Origin of the sequence: Streptomyces sp. WY228, assembly GCF_019287315.1 — a bacterium.
GTDB classification, from domain to species: domain Bacteria; phylum Actinomycetota; class Actinomycetes; order Streptomycetales; family Streptomycetaceae; genus Streptomyces; species Streptomyces caviscabies.
Genome location: NZ_CP079114.1, coordinates 5,839,932 through 5,860,141, shown reverse-complemented (window position 1 = coordinate 5,860,141; position 20,210 = coordinate 5,839,932). Strand labels below are relative to the sequence as shown.

Sequence of the window (20,210 nt, the reverse complement as noted above, 5' to 3'; positions counted from 1 at the left end):
TCTCTGACCATGCGTGGACCATGGGGTGGAACTTCCGCTCCGCCTTTGGCAGGATGCCCGCCCGCAATCGGTCCGGAGCAGCTCCTTCCGGCCGGTGCGCACCCTTTGACCTGCTGGTACAGGCCATATCCGGTCGCGTGCGGGGACGGTGAAGGGCTCGTGCAGACTGGCTGTATGCGCATCGAACTCGCCACCGTTCCCGGCAGTCCCGAACGCCCCAACGAGGACTGGGCGTCCGGGTCTCTTCCCGCGTCCGGCCAGGGTGGGGTGCTGGTCCTGCTCGACGGCGTCACCCCGCCGCGCGGGGACGACGGTTGTGTGCACTCGGTCCCGTGGTTCACCGCACGGCTGGGCGGCGCGCTGGTGGAACTGTCCGGTTCCCGCCCTGATCTGACCCTGACCGGGATTCTGGCGGCGGCCATCTCGCGTACAGCCGACGCCCATCGGGTCACCTGTGACCTTTCTCACGTGCGTACGCCTCAGGCGACCGTGGTCCTGGCGCGTTGGAACGAACAGGCGATCGAGCACCTGGTGCTCTCCGACTCGGCCCTGCTGCTGGAGTCCTCCGACGGTACGGTCCGGGCGGTTCTCGACGACCGGCTGGACCGGCTGCCGCCGGGCTCGCTCGCGTCGCACGAGATCGCCGACTCCACGGTCCGCAACAAGGAGGGCGGCTTCTTCACGGCCGCCGCGGATCCGTCGGTGGCCGCGCGGGCGGTGACGGGCAGCACCCCGGCGGCCGGCGTCCGGGCCCTCGCCGCGCTCACGGACGGGGCGAGCCGCTGGACGGAGGTGTTCGACGAGGGCGACTGGGCGGGCGCGCTGGGGCTGCTGCGGAAGGCGGGGCCGCAGGGGCTGATCGACCGGGTGCGGGAGCTGGAGCTCGCCGACGTGGAGGCGGGGCGGGTACGGCTGGGACGGAGCAAGACGCACGACGACGCGACCGCGCTCCTGGTGGAGTTGGGCTAGCGGCCGCAGGCCGGTTCGGGCATCCCGCGCCGCAGGCCGGTTCGGGCATCCCGCGCCGCAGGCCGGTTCGGGCATCCCGCGCCGCAGGCCGGTGCCGCGGGCCCGCGCGGCAGGCGGGTCAGCTCTCCGCGCGGCTGTTCAGCTGGTGCAGCAGCCGGGCCAGCTCGGCGATCTCGGCCCGGTCCCAGTCGGCCAGCTTGCGCACATAGCGCCCGCGACGGGCGTCCCGGACGCTGCGGAAGCGGGCCAGGCCGTCGTCGGTGAGGTGGACGAGCCAGGCGCGCCCGTCGGCCGGGTCGGGCTCGCGGGCCACCAGCCCGAGGTTCTCCAGGGAGTGCAGCTGGCGGCTCACGGTGGCCTTGCCGACGCCGAAGTAGGCGGCCAGATCGGTGGCCCGCTGCCGGCCCGCCGCCTCCAGGCGGACGAGCAGTCCGTAGGCGGCGGGCTCCAGTTCGGGGTGGACCTCCCGGGCCATCTCGCCCGAGCTGGCCCGCGCCCGGCGCAGGAACACCGCCAGCTCGCGCTCCAGCGCCAGGAACTCATGGTCCACGCCGCTCTCGTCGGGCGTGCCCGGCTCCGGCTCGATGTCGTTCCCGCGCACGTCGGTACCCCTCATACGGTGCCCTGCCGATTCCTGCGGCGTCCTGCCGATCCCCACGGCGTACCGCCGATTCCCACGGCGTCCCGCCGGTGAAGGTTTCGTCCGCGACCGGTCGGCCCCGCAGCCCGGACAGTATTCCGCAGAAGGGGACCGACGGCGGCACCTGAACCCGCTTCCCCACCCAGGTCACCGGGCTCTTCGCGGTCCGAGGCCCCACTATGCACCCAGCGTATACATGCTGTGTATAGTCCTCGGCGTACCGCACGCCTGTGCGGATTTCCGCACAGAGGAGTGATGCGTCGTGCCCAGAAAGATGCCGTTGTCGGGGATGGGGTTGGCCGCGGCGCTGGTGACGGCGCTCACACTGACGCTGAGCGGCTGCTCGATGGACACGACGGCACCGGGCTCGGCACGGGGCGAGGCGGCCTCGGACGCCAAGGGCTCGTTCGGTCCGGTGGACTGCCGCAAGGCCAAGTGCATCGCCCTGACCTTCGACGCGGGCCCGGGCAAGGACACACCGAGGCTGCTGGACATCCTCAAGGAGAAGAAGGTGCACGCCACCTTCTTCCTGCTGGGCAAGCACCACGTCATCAAGCACCCCGACGTGGTGCAGCGCATCGAGGACGAGGGCCACGAGGTCGCCAACCACACCTGGACGCACCAGGTCCTGACCGACCGGAAGCCGGACGAGATACGGGCCGAGCTGGAGAAGACACAGCTGGCCATCGAGAAGATCACCGGCAAGAAGCCCCGGCTGATGCGCCCGCCGCAGGGCCGCACCGACGACACGGTCTCGGAGATCAGCAAGGACCTGGGGCTCTCCCAGGTGCTGTGGAGCGCCACCGCCAAGGACTACTCGACCAACGACTCCGCGCTGATCAAGAAGCGGATCCTGGACCAGGCGAGCAAGGACGGCATCATCCTGCTCCACGACATCTACAAGGGCACCGTGCCCGCCGTGCCCGGGATCATCGACGCGCTCCAGAAGGACGGCTACACCTTCGTGACCGTCCCCGAGCTGATGGCCCCCGCCGAGCCGGAGCCGGGCACGATCTACCGCCCCTGAGCCCCTGAGCCCCTGAGCCCCTGAGGAACGGTCCGGAGCCCGGCCGGCCCTCACGGCACGCGGAACGGCCCGCCCCCGTTGACTCGGGAAGCGGGCCGTCCGTACCGGTCGCGCACCTGATGCCGCGCCCGTCACTGCGTGGCGGTCAGGCCGCGGCCGGGATCCTTTCCGCCGGGGCCGAGGCCGGGGCGAGGGCGATCTCCAGCACCTGGCGGACGTCGGTGACCGGGTGGACGTCCAGCTTCTCCAGCACCTCGGCCGGTACGTCGTCCAGGTCGGCCTCGTTGCGCTGGGGGATCACCACGGTGGTGATGCCCGCGCGGTGGGCCGCCAGCAGCTTCTGCTTGAGGCCGCCGATCGGCAGCACCCGTCCGGTCAGCGACACCTCACCGGTCATCGCCACATCCGTACGGACCAGCCGTCCGGAGAGCAGCGAGGCCAGCGCGGTCGTCAGGGTGATACCGGCGCTCGGGCCGTCCTTGGGCACCGCGCCCGCCGGGAAGTGGATGTGCACACCCCGGTCCTTGAGGTCCGCGACCGGCAGCTCCAGCTCCGCGCCGTGCGACCGCAGGAAGCTCAGCGCGATCTGCGCCGACTCCTTCATGACGTCGCCGAGCTGACCGGTCAGGGTCAGTCCGGACGCCCCGGTCTCCGGATCGGCGAGCGACGCCTCGACGAAGAGGACGTCACCGCCCGCCCCGGTCACCGCGAGCCCGGTGGCCACGCCCGGCACCGCCGTACGGCGCTCGGCCGGGTCCTGGGCGGACTCGGGCACGTGGTGCGGCCGGCCGATGAGGCCGCGCAGATCCGCGTCGGTCACCGTGAACGGCAGCTCGCGGTCGCCCAGTTCGTGCTGGGCCGCGACCTTGCGGAGCAGCCGGGCGACGGCCCGCTCCAGATTCCGTACGCCCGCCTCGCGGGTGTACTCGCCGGCCAGCTTGCGCAGCGCCGACTCCTCCAGAGCGACCTCGTCCTTCTCCAGACCCGCCCGTTCCAGCTGGCGCGGGAGCAGGTGGTCCCGGGCGATGACGACCTTCTCGTCCTCGGTGTAGCCGTCGAGCCGGACCAGCTCCATGCGGTCGAGCAGGGCCTCGGGGATGGCTTCGAGCACGTTGGCGGTGGCGAGGAAGACGACGTCGCTGAGGTCGAGCTCGACCTCCAGGTAGTGGTCGCGGAAGGTGTGGTTCTGCGCCGGGTCGAGCACTTCGAGGAGGGCGGCGGCCGGGTCGCCCCGGAAGTCGGAGCCGACCTTGTCGATCTCGTCGAGCAGGACGACCGGGTTCATCGAACCGGCCTCCTTGATGGCCCGCACGATGCGTCCGGGGAGGGCACCCAAGTACGTACGCCGGTGGCCGCGGATCTCCGCCTCGTCCCGGACACCGCCGAGCGCGACCCGGACGAACTTGCGGCCCATGGCGTGCGCGACGGACTCGCCGAGCGAGGTCTTGCCGACGCCGGGCGGCCCGACGAGGGCGAGGACCGCGCCGCCACGGCGGCCGCCCACCACACCAAGACCCCGGTCGGCACGGCGCTTGCGCACCGCCAGGTACTCCGTGATGCGCTCCTTCACGTCGGCGAGGCCGGCGTGCTCGGCGTCCAGGACCTCCTGGGCGCCGCGGATGTCGTAGGCGTCCTCGGTCCGCTCGGTCCACGGCAGTTCGAGGACGGTGTCCAGCCAGGTGCGGATCCAGGCGCCCTCGGGCGACTGGTCGCTGGAGCGCTCCAGCTTCTCGACCTCCTTGAGCGCGGCCTCGCGGACGTGCTCGGGCAGGTCGGCGGCCTCGACGCGGGCCCGGTAGTCGTCGGACTCGTCCTCCGGGTCGCCGTTCAGCTCGGCGAGCTCCTTGCGTACGGCGTCGAGCTGGCGGCGCAGCAGGAACTCGCGCTGCTGCTTGTCGACGCCGTCCTGGACGTCCTTGGCGATGGACTCGGCCACGTCCTGTTCGGCGAGGTGCTCGCTCAGCCACTGGATGGCGAGCTTCAGCCGGGCGATCGGGTCCACGGTCTCCAGGAGCTGGACCTTCTGGGCGGTGGAGAGGAACGGCGAGTATCCGGAGTTGTCGGCGAGCGCGGAGACGTCGTCGATCTGCTGGACCCGGTCCACGACCTGCCAGGCGCCGCGCTTCTTCAGCCAGCTGGTGGCGAGCGCCTTGTACTCCTTGACGAGTTCGGCGGCGGATCCGGGCAGCGGGTCGGGGGCGGCGGTGTCGAGGACGGTGCCCTCGACCCAGAGCGCCCGGCCGGGGCCGCTGGTCCCGGCGCCGATGCGGACCCGGTCACGGGCCCGGATGAGCGCGCCCGGGTCGCCGTCCGACAGGCGTCCGACCTGCTCGACGGTGCCGAGGACGCCGGTCCCCGTGTACGTACCGTCGATCCGCGGGACCAGCAGCACCTCGGGCTTTCCGCCGCCGGGGCGGGCGGCGGCCTGCGCTGCCTCGACGGCGGCGCGGACCTCGGTGTCGGACAGGTCGAGCGGCACCACCATGCCGGGCAGGACGACCTCGTCGTCGAGCGGCAGCACGGGCAGGTCGATCGGTGTGAACGCCTGGGACTCGTTAGTCATGATCTCCCCTTCGGCAGGCAAGTTGAGCTATGTGGACTCAATGCTCCTGAGCCGCCGAATGTTCCCCAGGGCCTGTTCGCTCTGAGCGATCAGCCACGCAGGCTCCGCCCGTCTACGGGAGCACCGCGGGGCGGACGCTTGTTCCCGCCCCGCGGAGTGCGGAACCCGCTGGCACTCGGCCCGGGCGGCGGGACAGGATGGCGGACACCGACCACCACGACCGGAGACCGGAGAGACCCACGATGTCTGCGACGGCCGCGACGCCCTCGACGCCCGCCCCCGACCCGCTGCCGACGCGCCCGGCCGACGCCCCCGTCGTCCTCGACCGCCGCGAAGGGCCGTTCGGCGAGGTCGTGCTGCGGGAGCGCGGGGAGCACTTCGAGATCATCGCCAACGGCTGCTTCCTGATGGACACCTCCGACGGGCGCTCCGAGCGGCTGCTGATCGACGCCGCGCTCGCGGCGCTGCCCGCCGGACGGACGGGCCCCTCGGTGCTGATCGGCGGCCTGGGCGTCGGCTTCTCCCTGGTCCGGGCCGCCGAGGAGGAGCGCTGGGGGCGGATCGCGGTCGTGGAGCGGGAGCAGGCGATCGTGGACTGGCACCGGGGCGGGCCGCTGGACCGGATCTCCGGGCCCGCGCTGGCGGACCCGCGGACCGAGATCCTGCACACGGATCTCGTCGCCCACCTCCGTACGGCCACGGAGCGTTACGACGCGCTCTGCCTGGACATCGACAACGGGCCCGACTGGACCGTCACGGAGGACAACGGACACCTCTACTCCGCCGCCGGTCTGGCGCACTGCCACGACCGGCTGACCCCGGGCGGCGTGCTCGCCGTCTGGTCCGCTCAGCCGTCGCCGGCCTTCGAACAGGCGTTGCGGAATGCCGGGTTCAGCGGGGTTAGGACGGAAGAGGTGGCCGTTGCCCGAGGTGTGCCCGACGTGGTCCATCTCGCACTCCGGGCCGCCTGAACCCCCCTCCCGGTATGCGGGACCCGGCGGTGGCACGGGCCAACCGGCACAAGGGCGACGATCCGGTTGCCCGGTGGGCGTGAACTCGCACGGCCGGGCAACACCCTGCGTAGCCGGGAGCCCTCCGCTGCCTTTACGCTGCTGACCGGCACACGGGATCACCCACGAAAACCACGAGCGAAGACCGTGCCTTGCGGGGGAATGGCTCCCGCGAGAACGGGCAGGGGCGGGGCGATGGAACAGACACACACCACCCACAACGGCGTCGCGGCCACCCCGGGGGCTCAGCGCCGGGTGCTGGTGGTCGAGGACGACGCCACGATCGTCGACGCCATTTCCGCCCGGCTGCGGGCGGAGGGCTTCCTGGTGCAGACCGCGCTGGACGGCCCCGCGGCCGTGGACGCGGCCGAGGCCTGGCAGCCCGACCTGATGGTGCTCGACATCATGCTTCCGGGCTTCGACGGCCTGGAGGTCTGCCGCCGGGTGCAGGCGCAGCGTCCGGTACCGGTGCTGATGCTCACGGCACGCGACGACGAGACCGACATGCTCGTCGGGCTCGGGGTCGGCGCCGACGACTACATGACCAAGCCGTTCTCCATGCGGGAGCTGGCCGCCCGGGTGCACGTGCTGCTGCGCCGGGTGGAGCGGGCCGCGCTGGCCGCCGTGACCCCGCGCAGCGGGATACTGCGCCTGGGTGAGCTGGAGATCGACCACGCGCAGCGCCGGGTCCGGGTGCGCGCGGAGGACGTCCACCTCACGCCGACCGAGTTCGACCTGCTCGTCTGCCTCGCCAACACCCCGCGCGCCGTGCTCTCCCGGGAGCAGCTGCTGGCCGAGGTGTGGGACTGGGCGGACGCCTCGGGCACCCGCACGGTCGACAGCCACATCAAGGCGCTGCGCCGGAAGATCGGCGCGGAGCGGATCCGTACGGTGCACGGCGTGGGCTACGCCCTGGAGACTCCGGCGCCATGACCTGGCCAGGGCCCGGAATGCGGCCCTTCTCCATCAAGGCCAAGCTCGGCACGCTCGTCGTGGTCTCGGTGTTCATCACCACCGGGCTGCTGATCGTCGCCCTGCGGACCCGGACCGAGTTCCAGTTCATCACCGTGTTCTCGGTGATCGCGACGCTGCTGATCACGCAGTTCGTGGCGCACGGTCTGACCGCGCCGCTGGACGAGATGCGAGCGGTGGCCCGGTCGATCTCGCACGGCGACTACACGCGCCGGGTGAGCGGCGCCGGGCGGCGGGACGAGCTGGGCGATCTGGCGCAGACGATCAACCGCATGGCGGACGATCTGGAGGCGGAGGACCGGCACCGCAAGGAGTTGGTCGCCAATGTCAGCCATGAGCTGCGTACGCCGATCGCGGCGCTGAGAGCCGTGCTGGAGAACGTGGTGGACGGGGTGTCCGCCGCCGATCCGGAGACGATGCGCACGGCGCTGAAGCAGACGGAGCGGCTGGGCCGGCTGGTCGAGACGCTGCTGGACCTGTCGCGGCTGGACAACGGGGTGGTGGCGCTCAAGTCACGCCGTTTCGAGGTGTGGCCGTATCTCTCGGGCGTACTGAAAGAGGCCAATCTCGCGGCCTCCCAGCGACGTCTGTCGTCGGGCTCGGGCAATCACTCCCGTACGGACGTCCATCTGCACCTGGACGTCTCGCCGCCGGAGCTCACCGCGCACGCGGACGCCGAGCGGCTGCACCAGGTGGTCGCCAACCTCATCGACAACGCCGTCAAGCACAGCCCGCCGCACGGCCGGGTGACGGTGCTCGCGCGGCGCGGGGTGTATCCCGAGTCGCTGGAGCTGGAGGTCATGGACGAGGGGCCCGGCATCCCGGAGGCGGAGCGCCACCGGGTGTTCGAGCGCTTCAACCGGGGCCAGGCGCCGTCCCCGCACGGTCCGGGCAGCGACGGCGGTACGGGACTGGGTCTGGCCATCGCCCGCTGGGCGGTCGATCTGCACGGCGGCCGGATCGGGGTGGCCGAATCCGCGCGGGGTTGCCGCATCCAGGTCACCCTCCCGGGAATCCCCGAGCAGCGCGGTTGACGGCGTCGTTGACATAGGGTCGAACCGGAAGGGCACGTTCATCCGTGTCCTGCCAGCTGGGGACCGCAAGGGGATACGGTCGGAGGACCGTACCCACGGTCCTGCGTACCCGGAGTGCAGTGGAACCTCGCTTGTTTCCCGCCATTTCCTGCGCCGAAACCCGCCCTTCGATGTGATGTGCACGACGAAGCACCGGCCCGGTCTGCAAGGAACGGTTCGGGGGGCGTAGCCTTGATTTCCGCTGTCCATCACCTTGTGAAGCGGAAGAGGGCGGTTGCCGCCGTGTCGTCTCAGTCCCCCAGTAACTCGAGCATCTCGACCGACCAAGCCAGCCCGGGCACCAACCCGGCCGCGGCTTTCGGCGCCAATGAATGGCTCGTCGACGAGATCTACCAGCAGTACCTCCAGGATCCCAGTTCGGTCGATCGCGCCTGGTGGGACTTCTTCGCCGACTACAAGCCGGGTGCCACCGGCACGGCGGACAAGCCCGCTCCCGGCGCCGGGGCCTCGGGGGCTCCGGCGGCCGAGGCCGCGCCCGCCCCGGCGGCCGCTCCGGCTCCGGTGAAGGCCGCGCCCGCAGCCGCTCCGGCGGCTCCCGCGCAGCCCGCCCCGGCCAAGGCCGCCCCGGCGGCCCCGGCCCCGGCGAAGCCCGCGGCGGCGAAGCCCGCCGCCGCGCCCGCCAAGCCCAAGGCGAAGGCCGACGAGTCCACCGAGGCCCCGGCAGGACCGGAGTACGTGACGCTGCGCGGCCCCTCGGCCGCCGTCGCGAAGAACATGAACGCCTCGCTGGAGCTGCCGACGGCCACATCCGTCCGCGCGGTCCCGGTGAAGCTGCTCTTCGACAACCGCATCGTCATCAACAACCACCTCAAGCGCGCCCGCGGCGGGAAGATCTCCTTCACGCACCTCATCGGGTACGCGATGGTGCAGGCCCTCAAGGCCATGCCGTCGATGAACTACTCCTTCGCGGAGAGGGACGGCAAGCCCACCCTGGTCAAGCCGGAGCACATCAACCTGGGTCTGGCCATCGACCTGGTGAAGCCGAACGGCGACCGCCAGCTGGTCGTCGCGGCCATCAAGAAGGCCGAGACGCTCAACTTCTTCGAGTTCTGGCAGGCGTACGAGGACATCGTCCGGCGCGCCCGCATCGGCAAGCTCGGCATGGACGACTTCACCGGCGTCACCGCCTCGCTGACCAACCCCGGCGGGATCGGCACCGTCCACTCGGTGCCCCGCCTGATGCCCGGTCAGGGCCTCATCATGGGCGTCGGCGCGATGGACTACCCGGCGGAGTTCCAGGGCACCTCGCAGGACACCCTCAACAAGCTCGGCATCTCGAAGGTCATGACGCTCACGTCGACCTACGACCACCGGGTCATCCAGGGCGCCGCCTCCGGCGAGTTCCTGCGCGTCCTCTCCCAGCTGCTGCTCGGCGAGAACGAGTTCTACGACGAGATCTTCAAGGCGCTGCGCATCCCCTACGAGCCGGTCCGCTGGCTCAAGGACATCGACGCCTCGCACGACGACGACGTCACCAAGGCCGCGCGGGTCTTCGAGCTGATCCACTCCTACCGGGTCCGCGGCCACGTCATGGCCGACACCGACCCGCTGGAGTACCACCAGCGCAAGCACCCCGACCTCGACATCACCGAGCACGGCCTCACCCTGTGGGACCTGGAGCGGGACTTCGCGGTCGGCGGGTTCGCCGGCAAGACGATGATGAAGCTCCGCGACATCCTCGGTGTGCTCCGCGAGTCGTACTGCCGCACCACCGGCATCGAGTTCATGCACATCCAGGACCCGAAGCAGCGCAAGTGGCTCCAGGACCGGGTCGAGCGCCCGCGCCCGAAGCCCGAGCGCGAGGAGCAGCTGCGGATCCTGCGCCGGCTGAACGCCGCGGAGGCGTTCGAGACCTTCCTGCAGACGAAGTACGTCGGCCAGAAGCGGTTCTCGCTGGAGGGCGGCGAGTCCGTCATCCCGCTGCTCGACGCGGTCATCGACTCCGCCGCCGAGGCCCGCCTCGACGAGGTCGTCATCGGCATGGCCCACCGCGGCCGGCTGAACGTCCTGGCGAACATCGTCGGCAAGTCGTACGCCCAGATCTTCCGCGAGTTCGAGGGCAATCTCGACCCGCGCTCGATGCACGGCTCCGGCGACGTCAAGTACCACCTGGGCGCCGAGGGCACCTTCACCGGTCTGGACGGCGAGCAGATCAAGGTCTCGCTGGCCGCCAACCCCTCGCACCTGGAGGCGGTCGACCCGGTCCTGGAGGGCATCGCCCGCGCCAAGCAGGACATCATCAACAAGGGCGGCACGGACTTCACGGTCCTGCCGGTCGCGCTCCACGGCGACGCGGCCTTCGCGGGCCAGGGCGTCGTCGCCGAGACGCTCAACATGTCGCAGCTGCGCGGCTACCGCACCGGCGGCACCGTGCACGTGGTGATCAACAACCAGGTCGGCTTCACCGCCGCCCCGGAGTCCTCGCGCTCCTCGATGTACGCCACCGACGTGGCGCGCATGATCGAGGCGCCGATCATCCACGTCAACGGCGACGACCCGGAGGCCGTGGTCCGCGTCGCGCGGCTCGCCTTCGAGTTCCGGCAGGCGTTCAACAAGGACGTCGTGATCGACCTCATCTGCTACCGCCGCCGCGGTCACAACGAGGGCGACAACCCGGAGTTCACCAACCCGCAGATGTACACCCTGATCGACAAGAAGCGCTCGGTGCGCAAGCTCTACACCGAGTCGCTGATCGGTCGCGGCGACATCACGCTGGAAGAGGCGGAGCAGGCGCTCCAGGACTTCCAGGGCCAGCTGGAGAAGGTCTTCGCGGAGGTCCGCGAGGCCACCTCGCAGCCCGCCTCCCCGCACGTCCCGGAGCCGCAGGCCGCGTTCCCGGTGGCCGTGGAGACCGCGGTCTCCGCCGAGGTCGTCAAGCGGATCGCCGAGTCGCAGGTCAACATCCCCGAGTCGATCACCGTCCACCCCCGTCTGATGCCGCAGATGCAGCGTCGCGCGGCCTCGGTGGAGAACGGCACGATCGACTGGGGCATGGGCGAGACCCTGGCCATCGGTTCGCTGCTGATGGAGGGCACCCCGGTCCGGCTCGCCGGCCAGGACACCCGCCGCGGCACGTTCGGCCAGCGCCACGCGGTCCTGGTCGACCAGGTCACCGGCGAGGACTACACCCCGCTGCTGTACCTGGCCGACGACCAGGCCCGGTACAACGTCTACGACTCGCTGCTCTCGGAGTACGCGGCGATGGGCTTCGAGTACGGCTACTCGCTGGCCCGTCCGGAGTCGCTGGTCATCTGGGAGGCCCAGTTCGGTGACTTCGTCAACGGCGCGCAGACCGTCGTCGACGAGTTCATCTCCTCGGCCGAGCAGAAGTGGGGCCAGACCTCCGGCGTCACGCTGCTGCTGCCGCACGGCTACGAGGGCCAGGGCCCGGACCACTCGTCCGCCCGCCCGGAGCGCTTCCTCCAGATGTGCGCGCAGGACAACATGACGGTCGCGATGCCGACCCTGCCGTCGAACTACTTCCACCTGCTGCGCTGGCAGGTGCACAACCCGCACCACAAGCCGCTCATCGTCTTCACCCCGAAGTCGATGCTGCGTCTGAAGGCGGCGGCCTCGTCCATCGAGGAGTTCACCACCGGCGGCTTCCGCCCGGTGATCGGCGACGCGTCGGTCAAGGCCGAGGACGTCCGCAAGGTCGTCTTCGTCTCCGGCAAGCTGTACTACGACCTGGACGCCGAGCGGGAGAAGCGCGGCGACACGGAGACGGCGATCATCCGCCTGGAGCGCCTGTACCCGCTGCCGGGTGCGGAGATCCAGGCCGAGATCGCGAAGTACCCGAACGCCGAGAAGTACCTCTGGGCGCAGGAGGAGCCGGCGAACCAGGGTGCGTGGCCGTTCATCGCGCTCAACCTGATCGACCACCTGGACCTCGCGGTCGGCTCGGACGTGCCGCACGGCGAGCGCCTGCGCCGCATCTCGCGGCCGCACGGCTCGTCCCCGGCGGTCGGCTCGGCCAAGCGCCACCAGGCGGAGCAGACGCAGCTGGTCAACGAGGTCTTCGAGGCCTGATCATTCACACGGGACCGTGCGAACGCCCCGGCCCTCCCACCGCGAACCTTGCGGGGGAGGGCCGGGGCGTTTTCTGATCGGCCGGGTCAGATCGGCTGAGGCTCGAAGTCCCAGTAGGGCCGCTCGCCCGACGCCAGGAACCGGGCTTGGCCGTGTTCCTTCCCGGACGTCCGGGCGAACATCTGCGCCACTTCGTCGGTGAGCAGCCCGGCCTCCCGCGCAAGGCCCGTCGTCCGCAGGTCCAGGGCGAGCCCCGCCTTGAGACCTGCCGTCAGGATGTGATCACCGCCAACGGCGTCTTCGGCCCGTTCCAGAGCCTCGCGTCCCAGCTCGATCGCACCCTCGGGATCGCCCGTGGCAGCACGGGCCGAGGACGCGTTGACAGCGCAGCCGATGCTCCAGGGATGGTCCGCGCCCAAGACGGCCGCCATCGCCGTCCGTGTCTCCTCACCGATTACCCGTGCGGCCTCGTGCTCGCCGAGGGTCCGCAGGATGACGCCGCAGTTGTCCCGGGCTCCGATGGCGTACGGGTGCTTCTCTCCAAGCCGCGCGGCGTACGTGCGGGCTGTGGACTCGGCGATGCTCCACGCCTCGTCGACGAGACCCATGTCCCGCAGGAGCATGGCGTAGTCGGTGGAAATGAGCAGTGTCTCCGGGTGGTGGCTGCCCCGGCGGTGCGTCACTCTCTCCCGGACCCGCTTCATCAGGGACTTGGCGAACGGAAGATTGCCCTCCCGGCGAGCGCACAGCGCCAGATTGTGCTGGGCCAACAGGGTCTGGGAGTGCTCCCGATCGAGCACTTGGCTGTGCAGGGAGGTGTTGCGTTCCTGGAGCGCGAAGGCTTCCGGATAGCGGCCCAGCAGGCGGAGCGTCCACGCGGTGTGCAGCGCCGAAAGCAACGTCAGGGCGTTACGGGGGCCGAGCAGCCGGACGCGTGCTTCCATGATCGACTGGTGCCGACCGAGCGAGTCCTCGTAGTGGCCGCACAGAGCGATGGCCTGGGCCAGGTTGCTGCGCAGGGCAAGAGTGCGCGGCACCGTGCTGTCGCCCAGACGCTCGATGGCCATGGCGGTCGCCGACTCGTAGAGGCGGTGCGCCTCGTCGTACTTTCCGAGAGCCATCAGCGTGCCGCCGAGCCCGTTCATGGCGCGCAGCAGCTCGATGCCCTGGGCCTCCGGTACGAGGTACAGCCGCTCCAGGATGTCCCGGCCGACGTCCTCGGCCTCGGCGTACCTTCCCAGGCGCCGCAGCATGTTGGCGTACTGGTGGGTCGCGACCAGGACGGTCCGGTCGGTGGGCTTCGACACCGTACGCCAGCGGTCGAGAGCCTTGCGGGTGATATCCCAGCCGTCGGCGTACTCGCCCCGCATACGGAGATACTCGACACAGTTGAGAACGAAGCTGCGCACGTCCTCGTCCGCCGACTCCAGGGCGCCCGAGGGCTCCAGGTGGGGAATCAGGTCCGCGTAGCGTCGCCAGTGGCGGGGCGCTGTCGGGTCCCGGGGATCGGCCGCGACCAGAACCCTGCAGGCGGTCTCGGAGGCCCGTTCGCGGTCGCGGGGCGACAGTGTGCTGCGGACGAAGCGGTGGAAGAGTCCATGCATCCGCAAGAAGCCGACGGTGAGGATGTCGTTCTGCGGTCCGGTCTCGTACTCCAGGGACATGGCGGTCGTCTCCGAGAGCCTGCGCAGCGCGGAATTCCAGGCGCTCGGCTCGCCGACCAGGCGGGCCAGGTGAGCAGGCAGGTCGGAGGCGCGCGCCGCCCGGAGCAGGCCGACCGGAACCATGTCGGCGGAGAAGTGGGCCATCAGTTTGAGGAGTTCATGGACGTGAGGCGCCTCCTCGTCGAGGGAGTTGAGTGTGGTGGACCACACGGCCTGGAACCGCTGCGGGTCGCCGCCCGAGGGCACGACTCCGAGGGCATGTGGGTCCCCCTCGCGGATGTCCGCGACATAGCGCCTGACGTCGATGAGCGGATACGCCTCCAGCCAGGCGGCTGTCTGGTCGAGAAGCAGCGGCAGGTCCTCGACCACCTCGGCGAGCTGATCGGCATCCTCCTCGCTGAGCCTGGGGGCCCTGCGGCAGACGAAGTCGATACTCTCGGCCCGGTCGAAACGGGGCAGAGCCACCACGTCGGCCCCGTGCGCGGACCACGAGGCGTCGCGTGTGGTGATCAACACGTGGCCCGAGCCGTGGGGAATGAGTTCCGCCAGGTCCTGCGGCTTCTCCGCCCCGTCGAACACGAGGAGCCAGCGCTGCCGGAGGCCTGCGAGGCGTTGCTGGGCTGCGGCGATAAGACCGCGCAGTTCGTCGCCGTCGGCGACGTGGAGCGCGGCGGCGAGCTCCGCGAAGTCCTCCCGGGCCATGAGCGGGGTGTGGGATCTGACCCACCAGACAAGGTCGTAATCACCTGCGTACCGGTGGGTGTACTCGCGGGCCACCTCCGTCTTGCCGATGCCCCCTGAACCCTGCAGGGCAACCAGGGCCGAACGGTCGGATGCGGTTGTCCCGCCTCCTCCCTGAAGAAGTCGGTGCAGCCGTTCCAGCACCCGGTCGCGCCCTGCGAAACGCCGATTGCGCCGCTCCACGTTCGACACCGGCGGGGGCTCGTCCGGGAACCTCAGCCCGCGATCGAGGTCGACCCCGGCGCGTTCGTCCAGGTCCAGTCCGCAGACGGTGAGCAGTCGCTGTTTGGCTTCCTCTCGCCGAACACCGTGCAGGCTGACCGGATCCAGGCTGCGGGCGGCCTCGGGGAGGCGATGCGGGGTAACGGTGACCGCACGGATCCGTGACCGGTGTGTGGGGAGCAGCTCGCCGAGCACGGCGGCCCAGGCCCGGTACCGTCCCGCGTCGAAGCGGAGGTACCAGTCGTCCAGCACGAGCAGTACACGTTCTTCGGCAAGCAGTTCGGTGAGTGCCTCACTGGGGGGAGGACGGCGCAGAGGATCCCAGCGGACGAGCCGCGTGACGATGCCCGCGGTCCCGCATTCCTCCTCGACCCACTTGGCCCAGGATTCGCTCTGGCCGGCGAAAAGGACGGTGATGCGGTCGGAACCATCGGTCATACGGGAACCTCCTCGGCCCACCTGTCCACCTGCGCCCAAACAATCCCATTGTGCGTCAGATATTGTGCGAGACACGGCAGTTGACGACCAATTGGCTCTGTCTGCCGCATCACACCGCGGTGCCGCCGCCCCTCGGTGTCCCCGTGCGGACCGGTGTCCCGTCCAGCCGTCGCGCTATGTGCCGGATGAGGTGTTCAAGGTCGGCGCAGTAGACGCTGGGGTGCAGGAAGCCGCTGGCGGGGGCATATCGGTGGGCGTAGTTGCCGCCTCCGCACACCCGGAGCACCGGGCAGACTCGGCACTCGGGCGCGAGCCCTTCCTCGCCGAGCTGCCGGGCGGCGATGCCCGGGTGGTGCAGCGCCTCGTCGAAGGAGTTGGAGAACACGTCGAGACCGGTTTCCGGGGCGCCCGCGTAGGCGGACTTGAGCGAGTCGACCTGTTCTATGGCGCCGTCGGTGTCGACCACGACGGCCACCATCGGGGAGAGACCGACAGCTTCGGCCGCACTCTCCCACCCCAGCAGCAGGGCCAGGATCTCGGTGAACAGCCGGACTTCCACCTGAACCCCGTCCGACTGCCACCAGAGGTCGAAGACCTCCGCCAGCCACTGCCCGTAGGGTGCCGGGCTCGGCCGGTGACGGCCGGGCGGGCCGGCTGCCCGACCGGCCGGGGGCGCCCCCCAATTGGCATGCGGCAGAAGGAAGTCCAGCCCGGACGGCCCCAGCTCCAGCAGCGAGGAGTACACCTCGCTCGGACCGCTGTCGAGATCGATCGTGCTGAGAATGCCCGCGTACTGGGTGCCGCGCCGGGCCAGCAGTGCGGCGGCACGGGCAACGGCCGGCCAGGAGGACCGTCCCCCATGACTCACTCGCCTCCGATTGAGCAGGGCGCTCCCGCCATCGAGGCTGAGGCCGACCCGGACGCCTTCGGTGGCAAGCCGGTCCAGGACCGGTCCGGTGAGCAACGTTCCATTGGTCTGGACGGTCGGTGCCACCTCGCAGTCGGCGGGGACAGCCAGGCGGATGGCCCGGACCTGGTCCAGGAGCGGTTCGGGGCCCGCCAACAAGGGTTCACCACCGTGCAGTTCCACCCGGATACGGTTCAGCCCATGGGTACGCGCATGCTCGCCGATCCGCTCCGCGGTGCGGATCATGGTCTCGTGCGCAACCCGGGGCGGACGCTCGCGCCAGCTCTGATCGGGGCTGCGGTATACGTAACAGTAGGAGCAGGCGAGATTGCACCGGCTGTGCACCTTGATCACGAACTGCCGCAGCGGGACCGGGGTCAGCCCGGCGCTGCTCAGCGTCCGGTGGGGCCACAGCGGCAGGGTGCGAGCCGTCACGGGGCGTCCTCGTAGTACGCGACCGGATTTCCGGCGTCGGCGGTACGTTGACGGAGTCCGGTGAGAACGGCGTCCAGCACCGGGTGGCCGGTCGTGCCACCGCCCTCGGCCAGTGCGACCAACTGCCCGAAAGAGGGCAGGGGGTTGCTGCTGTCCTCGCACGTCGCCGTCATTCGTCACCAGCTCCGAGCCTGCGCACGGACTCTCTCAGCCGGGACGCGACCGGGGAGTTCTCCTCGCCGTGGTCCGTCAGAACGGTCAGTGCCCGGTCGTACTCGACACGTGCGCGGTCCGGGCCGGCGATCCGTTCCAGCATCCTGGCCCGGCTCTCCAGGTGCGCAGCGGCTACGGACACCGACCCGGCAGCGAGCCAGCTGTCAGCGGCCTGCAGGTAGTGGGCCGCCGCCTCGGCGAACCGTATCTCGGCCGTGGTGGCGAGTCCGAGCTCCTCGGCCACCTCACCCCGGGCCCCGTACGCGAGGGCCCGTGTCTCGGCGTGGTCCGTGCCCCGCCCCGCCGCCCCGATGATCCAATCGGCCTCATAGAGGTCGACCACTGCTCCCGCGACCCGGTAGCGGTACAGCAGGGCACGCCCCAGGTCGAGCCTCCGTACGGCTAGTTCGGGGCTCTTCTCCGAGGTCTCCGCCACGCTCCGGCGCAGTACCCGGACGGCGTCGAACAACCCGTCCTCGGAGCCGTCGAGCTGGCCCCGCAGCATCAGCGCCACCCCGTGGCTGTGCAGACTTCCCGCGCGGCTCGGGTCGAATTCGGGTGTGCGTTCCAGCACTTCGGCCCAGGCACCCACGATCCGGTCGAGGGCCGACCGCCGGTCGATTCCCGGCACCCGGGAGCGCCGCATTTCGACGAGCGCCCTCGCCTCCAGACAACGCAGCAGAGTTGCGTCACGGTGACCGCCGGGCGGCAGTGCCTCGGCGAGCGCGAGGGCTTCGGCGAGGTCGGCCAGAGCTTGCTCCTGCCCGGTGGCCACGCCCCTCCCGAACCAGGCCAGCTCGTGGGCCTCCGCCAGGGCTTTCCACCCCTCGACGAGGTCGGTGGGCTCGGGTGCCCAGGCCCACTCCCAGTCCAGGCCCGTCCTTCCGCCGTCGGTGGTGGTGGCGTGGTCCATTCGGGCGAGCGACTGAGCCAGGTCGAGGGCGGCCGGGCCGGCGAGGGCCCGGACACGCTCGTGGTCCCCGGTCGTCGGGCGGTCCACCCGATCCGCGAAGTGCCGGGCGAGCAGAACCCGTGAGCGGCCCCGCAGATGGACCAGCGCAGGTGACGGGCTCGACGCGATCAGAGCGTCGAGCACCTCCAGCGACTGGAAAGCCATCGTCCGGTACCACTGGTCCGGCGCCTCCGGGGGCGGGTGGTAAAGGCGCAGCGCCTGATCGCCGAAATCCCGGCCCAGCTGCTGGAGCACCCGGATACGAGCGATCGCCGCCGACCGTCCGGAAGCACCGTCCTCGGAGGCCGCACGGTCCAGAACTCGCTGAGCTTCGTCCAGCAGCAGGAACCGTACGGCCTCCACGTCACCAGGCGCGCCGGCCTCGGCGGCCCGCTGCCAGTACCGCTCCGGCACGGCATCGGTACCGGCTCCCCCCACCGCCAACTCCTCGGACAGAGTCCGCAGAACGGTGGCGAGAGTCCCGTACGCCTGAGGCACGCCGGGGATCGCGCGCTCGGCGGCGGCCAGCGCGCCGCCGAGATCCTCGCCGAGACGGCGCGCCTCCCACCGCTCGACGAAGGCGACGGCGAGGTCGGCGAAGAGCCGATAGCGGTCGGGGCGCCGCCGTTCCGCCTCCGTGGCCTTGGCCAGCAGGGAAATGCCGAGGTCGAGATCGCGGGCGGTTCGCTGCCGCCGGAAGCGTCCGAGCCTTCTCCGGGCATCGGCCGCCAGCTCACCGGGAGTCTGTGCCTCGCTGGTCCGGGTTTGTGGGAGCGAACCACGCAGAACCTGAGCGGATACGATGGCGAACTCCCGCTGCAAGGGGTCGTCCAGGCCATCCGGCGGGCCGGGCGGGTCGACCGTACCGGAGAGGTAGGCCACAGCCATAGCGGGAAAGTTTCGGGCGGTGCGTCCCCAGCGTCCCTCCACGTAGCGGGAGAGATGGTTCAGGGCCCGGCCGGCATCCCCGGGGGCGAGCCTGCGGTGCAGTTCGTCCCAGACTCCCTCGCGGAACGCGTAGGCGAGGCCATCTCCGGGTTCCCGCTCGACCCGGGTGAGCAGGCCGCCCAGGAGCACTTCCGCGAGGGCATCGGGTCCGCTCTCGGGGAGCATGGCGCGCTGGAGGTGCTGCATGACCGGCAGTTCCAGCGGGGTTGTGGTCAGCCACTGGGCAAGCCTGACCGCGGTAGGAGAAGCGTGCCGGCGAAAGACCCGGACCCGCTCCGAGGCCGGGACAGCGGCTGAGCCCGCGGGCTTGGCGGCGGGGACCATCCCGGGACCGACCCACGCCGCGGCGGCGCGCTGCGTCAGCTGTCCGGCGCCGGACAGCATCCGCGCCCAGGCCCCCATCGACACGTGATGCAGGGCAAGTACGGGAACCGGAACCGTGCGCGGTGGCCTGTCCCCTGCGGAGACGAACTCCAGCCGTCCGGCCTGCCGTTCGGGCCGAAGGAGCAGGCCGGGCCGAGCAGGCAGGTGAGTGCTGCGCCACATGCGCTGGGGCAGCGGCTGGACGACCGCGACCGGCATGGCTGCGGCCCAGCAGTGCAGCAGCCGGTGCATGGCGCCGCTGCGCCACATCGGCCCGGCGCAGTCGCTGAGCAGCAGCGTGAGCTGGCGGCCAGTGGGATCGGTCAGCTGAGCCGGGGACGGCAGAGGGCTGGTGGGCGGGCGGAAATCGGTGGAGATGCCTGGGGCGCCGTCCTGGTCCTCGTGAAGGTAGTGGACGCGGACTTCACGGAACGCGCCACACCGCAGAAAGGTCTCCCGCAATTCGTCGAGCGTCTGTTCCCACACTGCGGTCGAGGACGAGACGTCCATGAGTAACTGGGCTCGTGCCTCACGGCGGTGTGCGGGACGCAGCACCGGCTGCAGTACCCCCGTCTCCGCCGCCCGGTGCACCGTGGCATTCTCGTCGAGCGTGCCCCGCCCGGACGGCGACGGTGAGTGGAAGCCCTGCAAAGGACGCAGGGCCCGCTGCAGGGCGAGCGGGTCGGGCAAGGTCGATGCGGTGGGAACCCGTACATGCGCCGCGGCCAGGCCTCGGCCTGCGTCGCCGCGGCGCCTTCTGTCACCGGCGGGGACGTGCAGGGCCGCACGCTCTGCGGGCGGGGTGTCGGAGGCGTTCGACGGCACACGAGGTGCCGGTGAAGGGCGCCCTTCACTCTCCGGGACCGTGGGGCCCTCGGGCACGCTCCGTTCCTGCTTCGTCCATGCCTCCGGCCGGCGCGGGAAGGGGTCCGTCCACTGGGCCAGCCACAAGGCGTCCGCGACGTCTTCGGCGGTGGCGTCGAGCCCGGCCTCCCGCATGCGCGCGACCAGGGCCGTGAGTGT

12 protein-coding genes are annotated in these 20,210 nt (G+C 70.9%); 6 read left to right on the top strand and 6 right to left on the bottom strand.

Annotation, left to right across the window (positions count from 1 at the left end):
• Window positions 1–174 precede the first annotated feature (174 nt).
• Window positions 175–969 (top strand): hypothetical protein, encoded by a 795-nt coding sequence (locus KV381_RS25820; RefSeq protein WP_218786456.1) that lies wholly within the window; start codon window positions 175–177, stop codon window positions 967–969.
• Between the two features lie 118 nt (window positions 970–1,087).
• On the opposite strand, the gene KV381_RS25815 is transcribed toward KV381_RS25820, so the two are convergent.
• A complete protein-coding gene (locus KV381_RS25815) occupies window positions 1,088–1,570 on the bottom strand; it encodes a MarR family winged helix-turn-helix transcriptional regulator (RefSeq protein WP_193462506.1) in 483 nt (160 codons plus the stop codon).
• Window positions 1,571–1,883: 313 nt separating this feature from the next.
• Between KV381_RS25815 and KV381_RS25810 the strand changes: the two genes are divergently transcribed.
• On the top strand, window positions 1,884–2,636 hold the full coding sequence (locus tag KV381_RS25810; RefSeq protein ID WP_179889548.1) for a polysaccharide deacetylase family protein: 753 nt from the start codon (window positions 1,884–1,886) through the stop codon (window positions 2,634–2,636).
• Between the two features lie 145 nt (window positions 2,637–2,781).
• On the opposite strand, the gene lon is transcribed toward KV381_RS25810, so the two are convergent.
• The gene (gene lon, locus KV381_RS25805) at window positions 2,782–5,199 is read right to left on the bottom strand and encodes an endopeptidase La (RefSeq protein ID WP_218786454.1); all 2,418 of its coding nucleotides are present in this window, start codon (window positions 5,197–5,199) and stop codon (window positions 2,782–2,784) included.
• Window positions 5,200–5,441: 242 nt separating this feature from the next.
• On the opposite strand from lon, the gene KV381_RS25800 reads away from it, so the two are divergent.
• The 4 genes from KV381_RS25800 (at window position 5,442) to KV381_RS25785 (ending at window position 12,304) form a co-directional block, all read left to right on the top strand.
• Window positions 5,442–6,170: a spermidine synthase gene (locus tag KV381_RS25800; protein WP_030626153.1), complete on the top strand. Its 729-nt coding sequence runs from the start codon at window positions 5,442–5,444 to the stop codon at window positions 6,168–6,170.
• Between the two features lie 234 nt (window positions 6,171–6,404).
• Complete coding sequence (locus KV381_RS25795) at window positions 6,405–7,142, top strand: response regulator transcription factor (protein WP_030079431.1); 738 nt, start codon at window positions 6,405–6,407, stop codon at window positions 7,140–7,142.
• A complete protein-coding gene (locus tag KV381_RS25790; RefSeq protein WP_030626151.1) occupies window positions 7,139–8,215 on the top strand; it encodes a HAMP domain-containing sensor histidine kinase in 1,077 nt (358 codons plus the stop codon). Before KV381_RS25795 ends, KV381_RS25790 begins: the two co-directional genes overlap by 4 nt.
• Window positions 8,216–8,497: 282 nt before the next feature.
• Window positions 8,498–12,304, top strand: coding sequence for a multifunctional oxoglutarate decarboxylase/oxoglutarate dehydrogenase thiamine pyrophosphate-binding subunit/dihydrolipoyllysine-residue succinyltransferase subunit (locus KV381_RS25785; RefSeq protein WP_030079435.1), 3,807 nt, complete (start codon window positions 8,498–8,500; stop codon window positions 12,302–12,304).
• Window positions 12,305–12,390: 86 nt separating this feature from the next.
• On the opposite strand, the gene fxsT is transcribed toward KV381_RS25785, so the two are convergent.
• The 4 genes from fxsT to KV381_RS25765 form a co-directional block, all read right to left on the bottom strand.
• The gene (gene fxsT, locus KV381_RS25780) at window positions 12,391–15,369 is read right to left on the bottom strand and encodes an FxSxx-COOH system tetratricopeptide repeat protein (protein ID WP_218786451.1); all 2,979 of its coding nucleotides are present in this window, start codon (window positions 15,367–15,369) and stop codon (window positions 12,391–12,393) included.
• A 109-nt stretch (window positions 15,370–15,478) separates the two neighbouring features.
• A complete protein-coding gene (locus KV381_RS25775) occupies window positions 15,479–16,711 on the bottom strand; it encodes an FxsB family cyclophane-forming radical SAM/SPASM peptide maturase (protein WP_086777091.1) in 1,233 nt (410 codons plus the stop codon).
• Window positions 16,708–16,884, bottom strand: a complete 177-nt coding sequence (locus KV381_RS25770) for a YxD-tail cyclophane-containing RiPP peptide (protein WP_158101220.1) — start codon at window positions 16,882–16,884, stop codon at window positions 16,708–16,710. Before KV381_RS25770 ends, KV381_RS25775 begins: the two co-directional genes overlap by 4 nt.
• On the bottom strand, window positions 16,881–20,186 hold the full coding sequence (locus tag KV381_RS25765) for an SAV_2336 N-terminal domain-related protein (RefSeq protein WP_266490025.1): 3,306 nt from the start codon (window positions 20,184–20,186) through the stop codon (window positions 16,881–16,883). The genes KV381_RS25770 and KV381_RS25765 overlap by 4 nt, the downstream gene beginning before the upstream one ends.
• Window positions 20,187–20,210: the final 24 nt, after the last annotated feature.

Coding starts and splice junctions, on each gene's coding strand:
- lon (WP_218786454.1), bottom strand. CDS start 5,199: ATGACTAACGAGTCCCAGGCGTTCACACCGATCGACCTGCCCGTGCTG.
- KV381_RS25770 (WP_158101220.1), bottom strand. CDS start 16,884: ATGACGGCGACGTGCGAGGACAGCAGCAACCCCCTGCCCTCTTTCGGG.
- KV381_RS25820 (WP_218786456.1), top strand. CDS start 175: ATGCGCATCGAACTCGCCACCGTTCCCGGCAGTCCCGAACGCCCCAAC.
- fxsT (WP_218786451.1), bottom strand. CDS start 15,369: ATGACCGATGGTTCCGACCGCATCACCGTCCTTTTCGCCGGCCAGAGC.
- KV381_RS25790 (WP_030626151.1), top strand. CDS start 7,139: ATGACCTGGCCAGGGCCCGGAATGCGGCCCTTCTCCATCAAGGCCAAG.
- KV381_RS25765 (WP_266490025.1), bottom strand. CDS start 20,186: ATGCGGGAGGCCGGGCTCGACGCCACCGCCGAAGACGTCGCGGACGCC.
- KV381_RS25800 (WP_030626153.1), top strand. CDS start 5,442: ATGTCTGCGACGGCCGCGACGCCCTCGACGCCCGCCCCCGACCCGCTG.
- KV381_RS25795 (WP_030079431.1), top strand. CDS start 6,405: ATGGAACAGACACACACCACCCACAACGGCGTCGCGGCCACCCCGGGG.
- KV381_RS25810 (WP_179889548.1), top strand. CDS start 1,884: ATGCCGTTGTCGGGGATGGGGTTGGCCGCGGCGCTGGTGACGGCGCTC.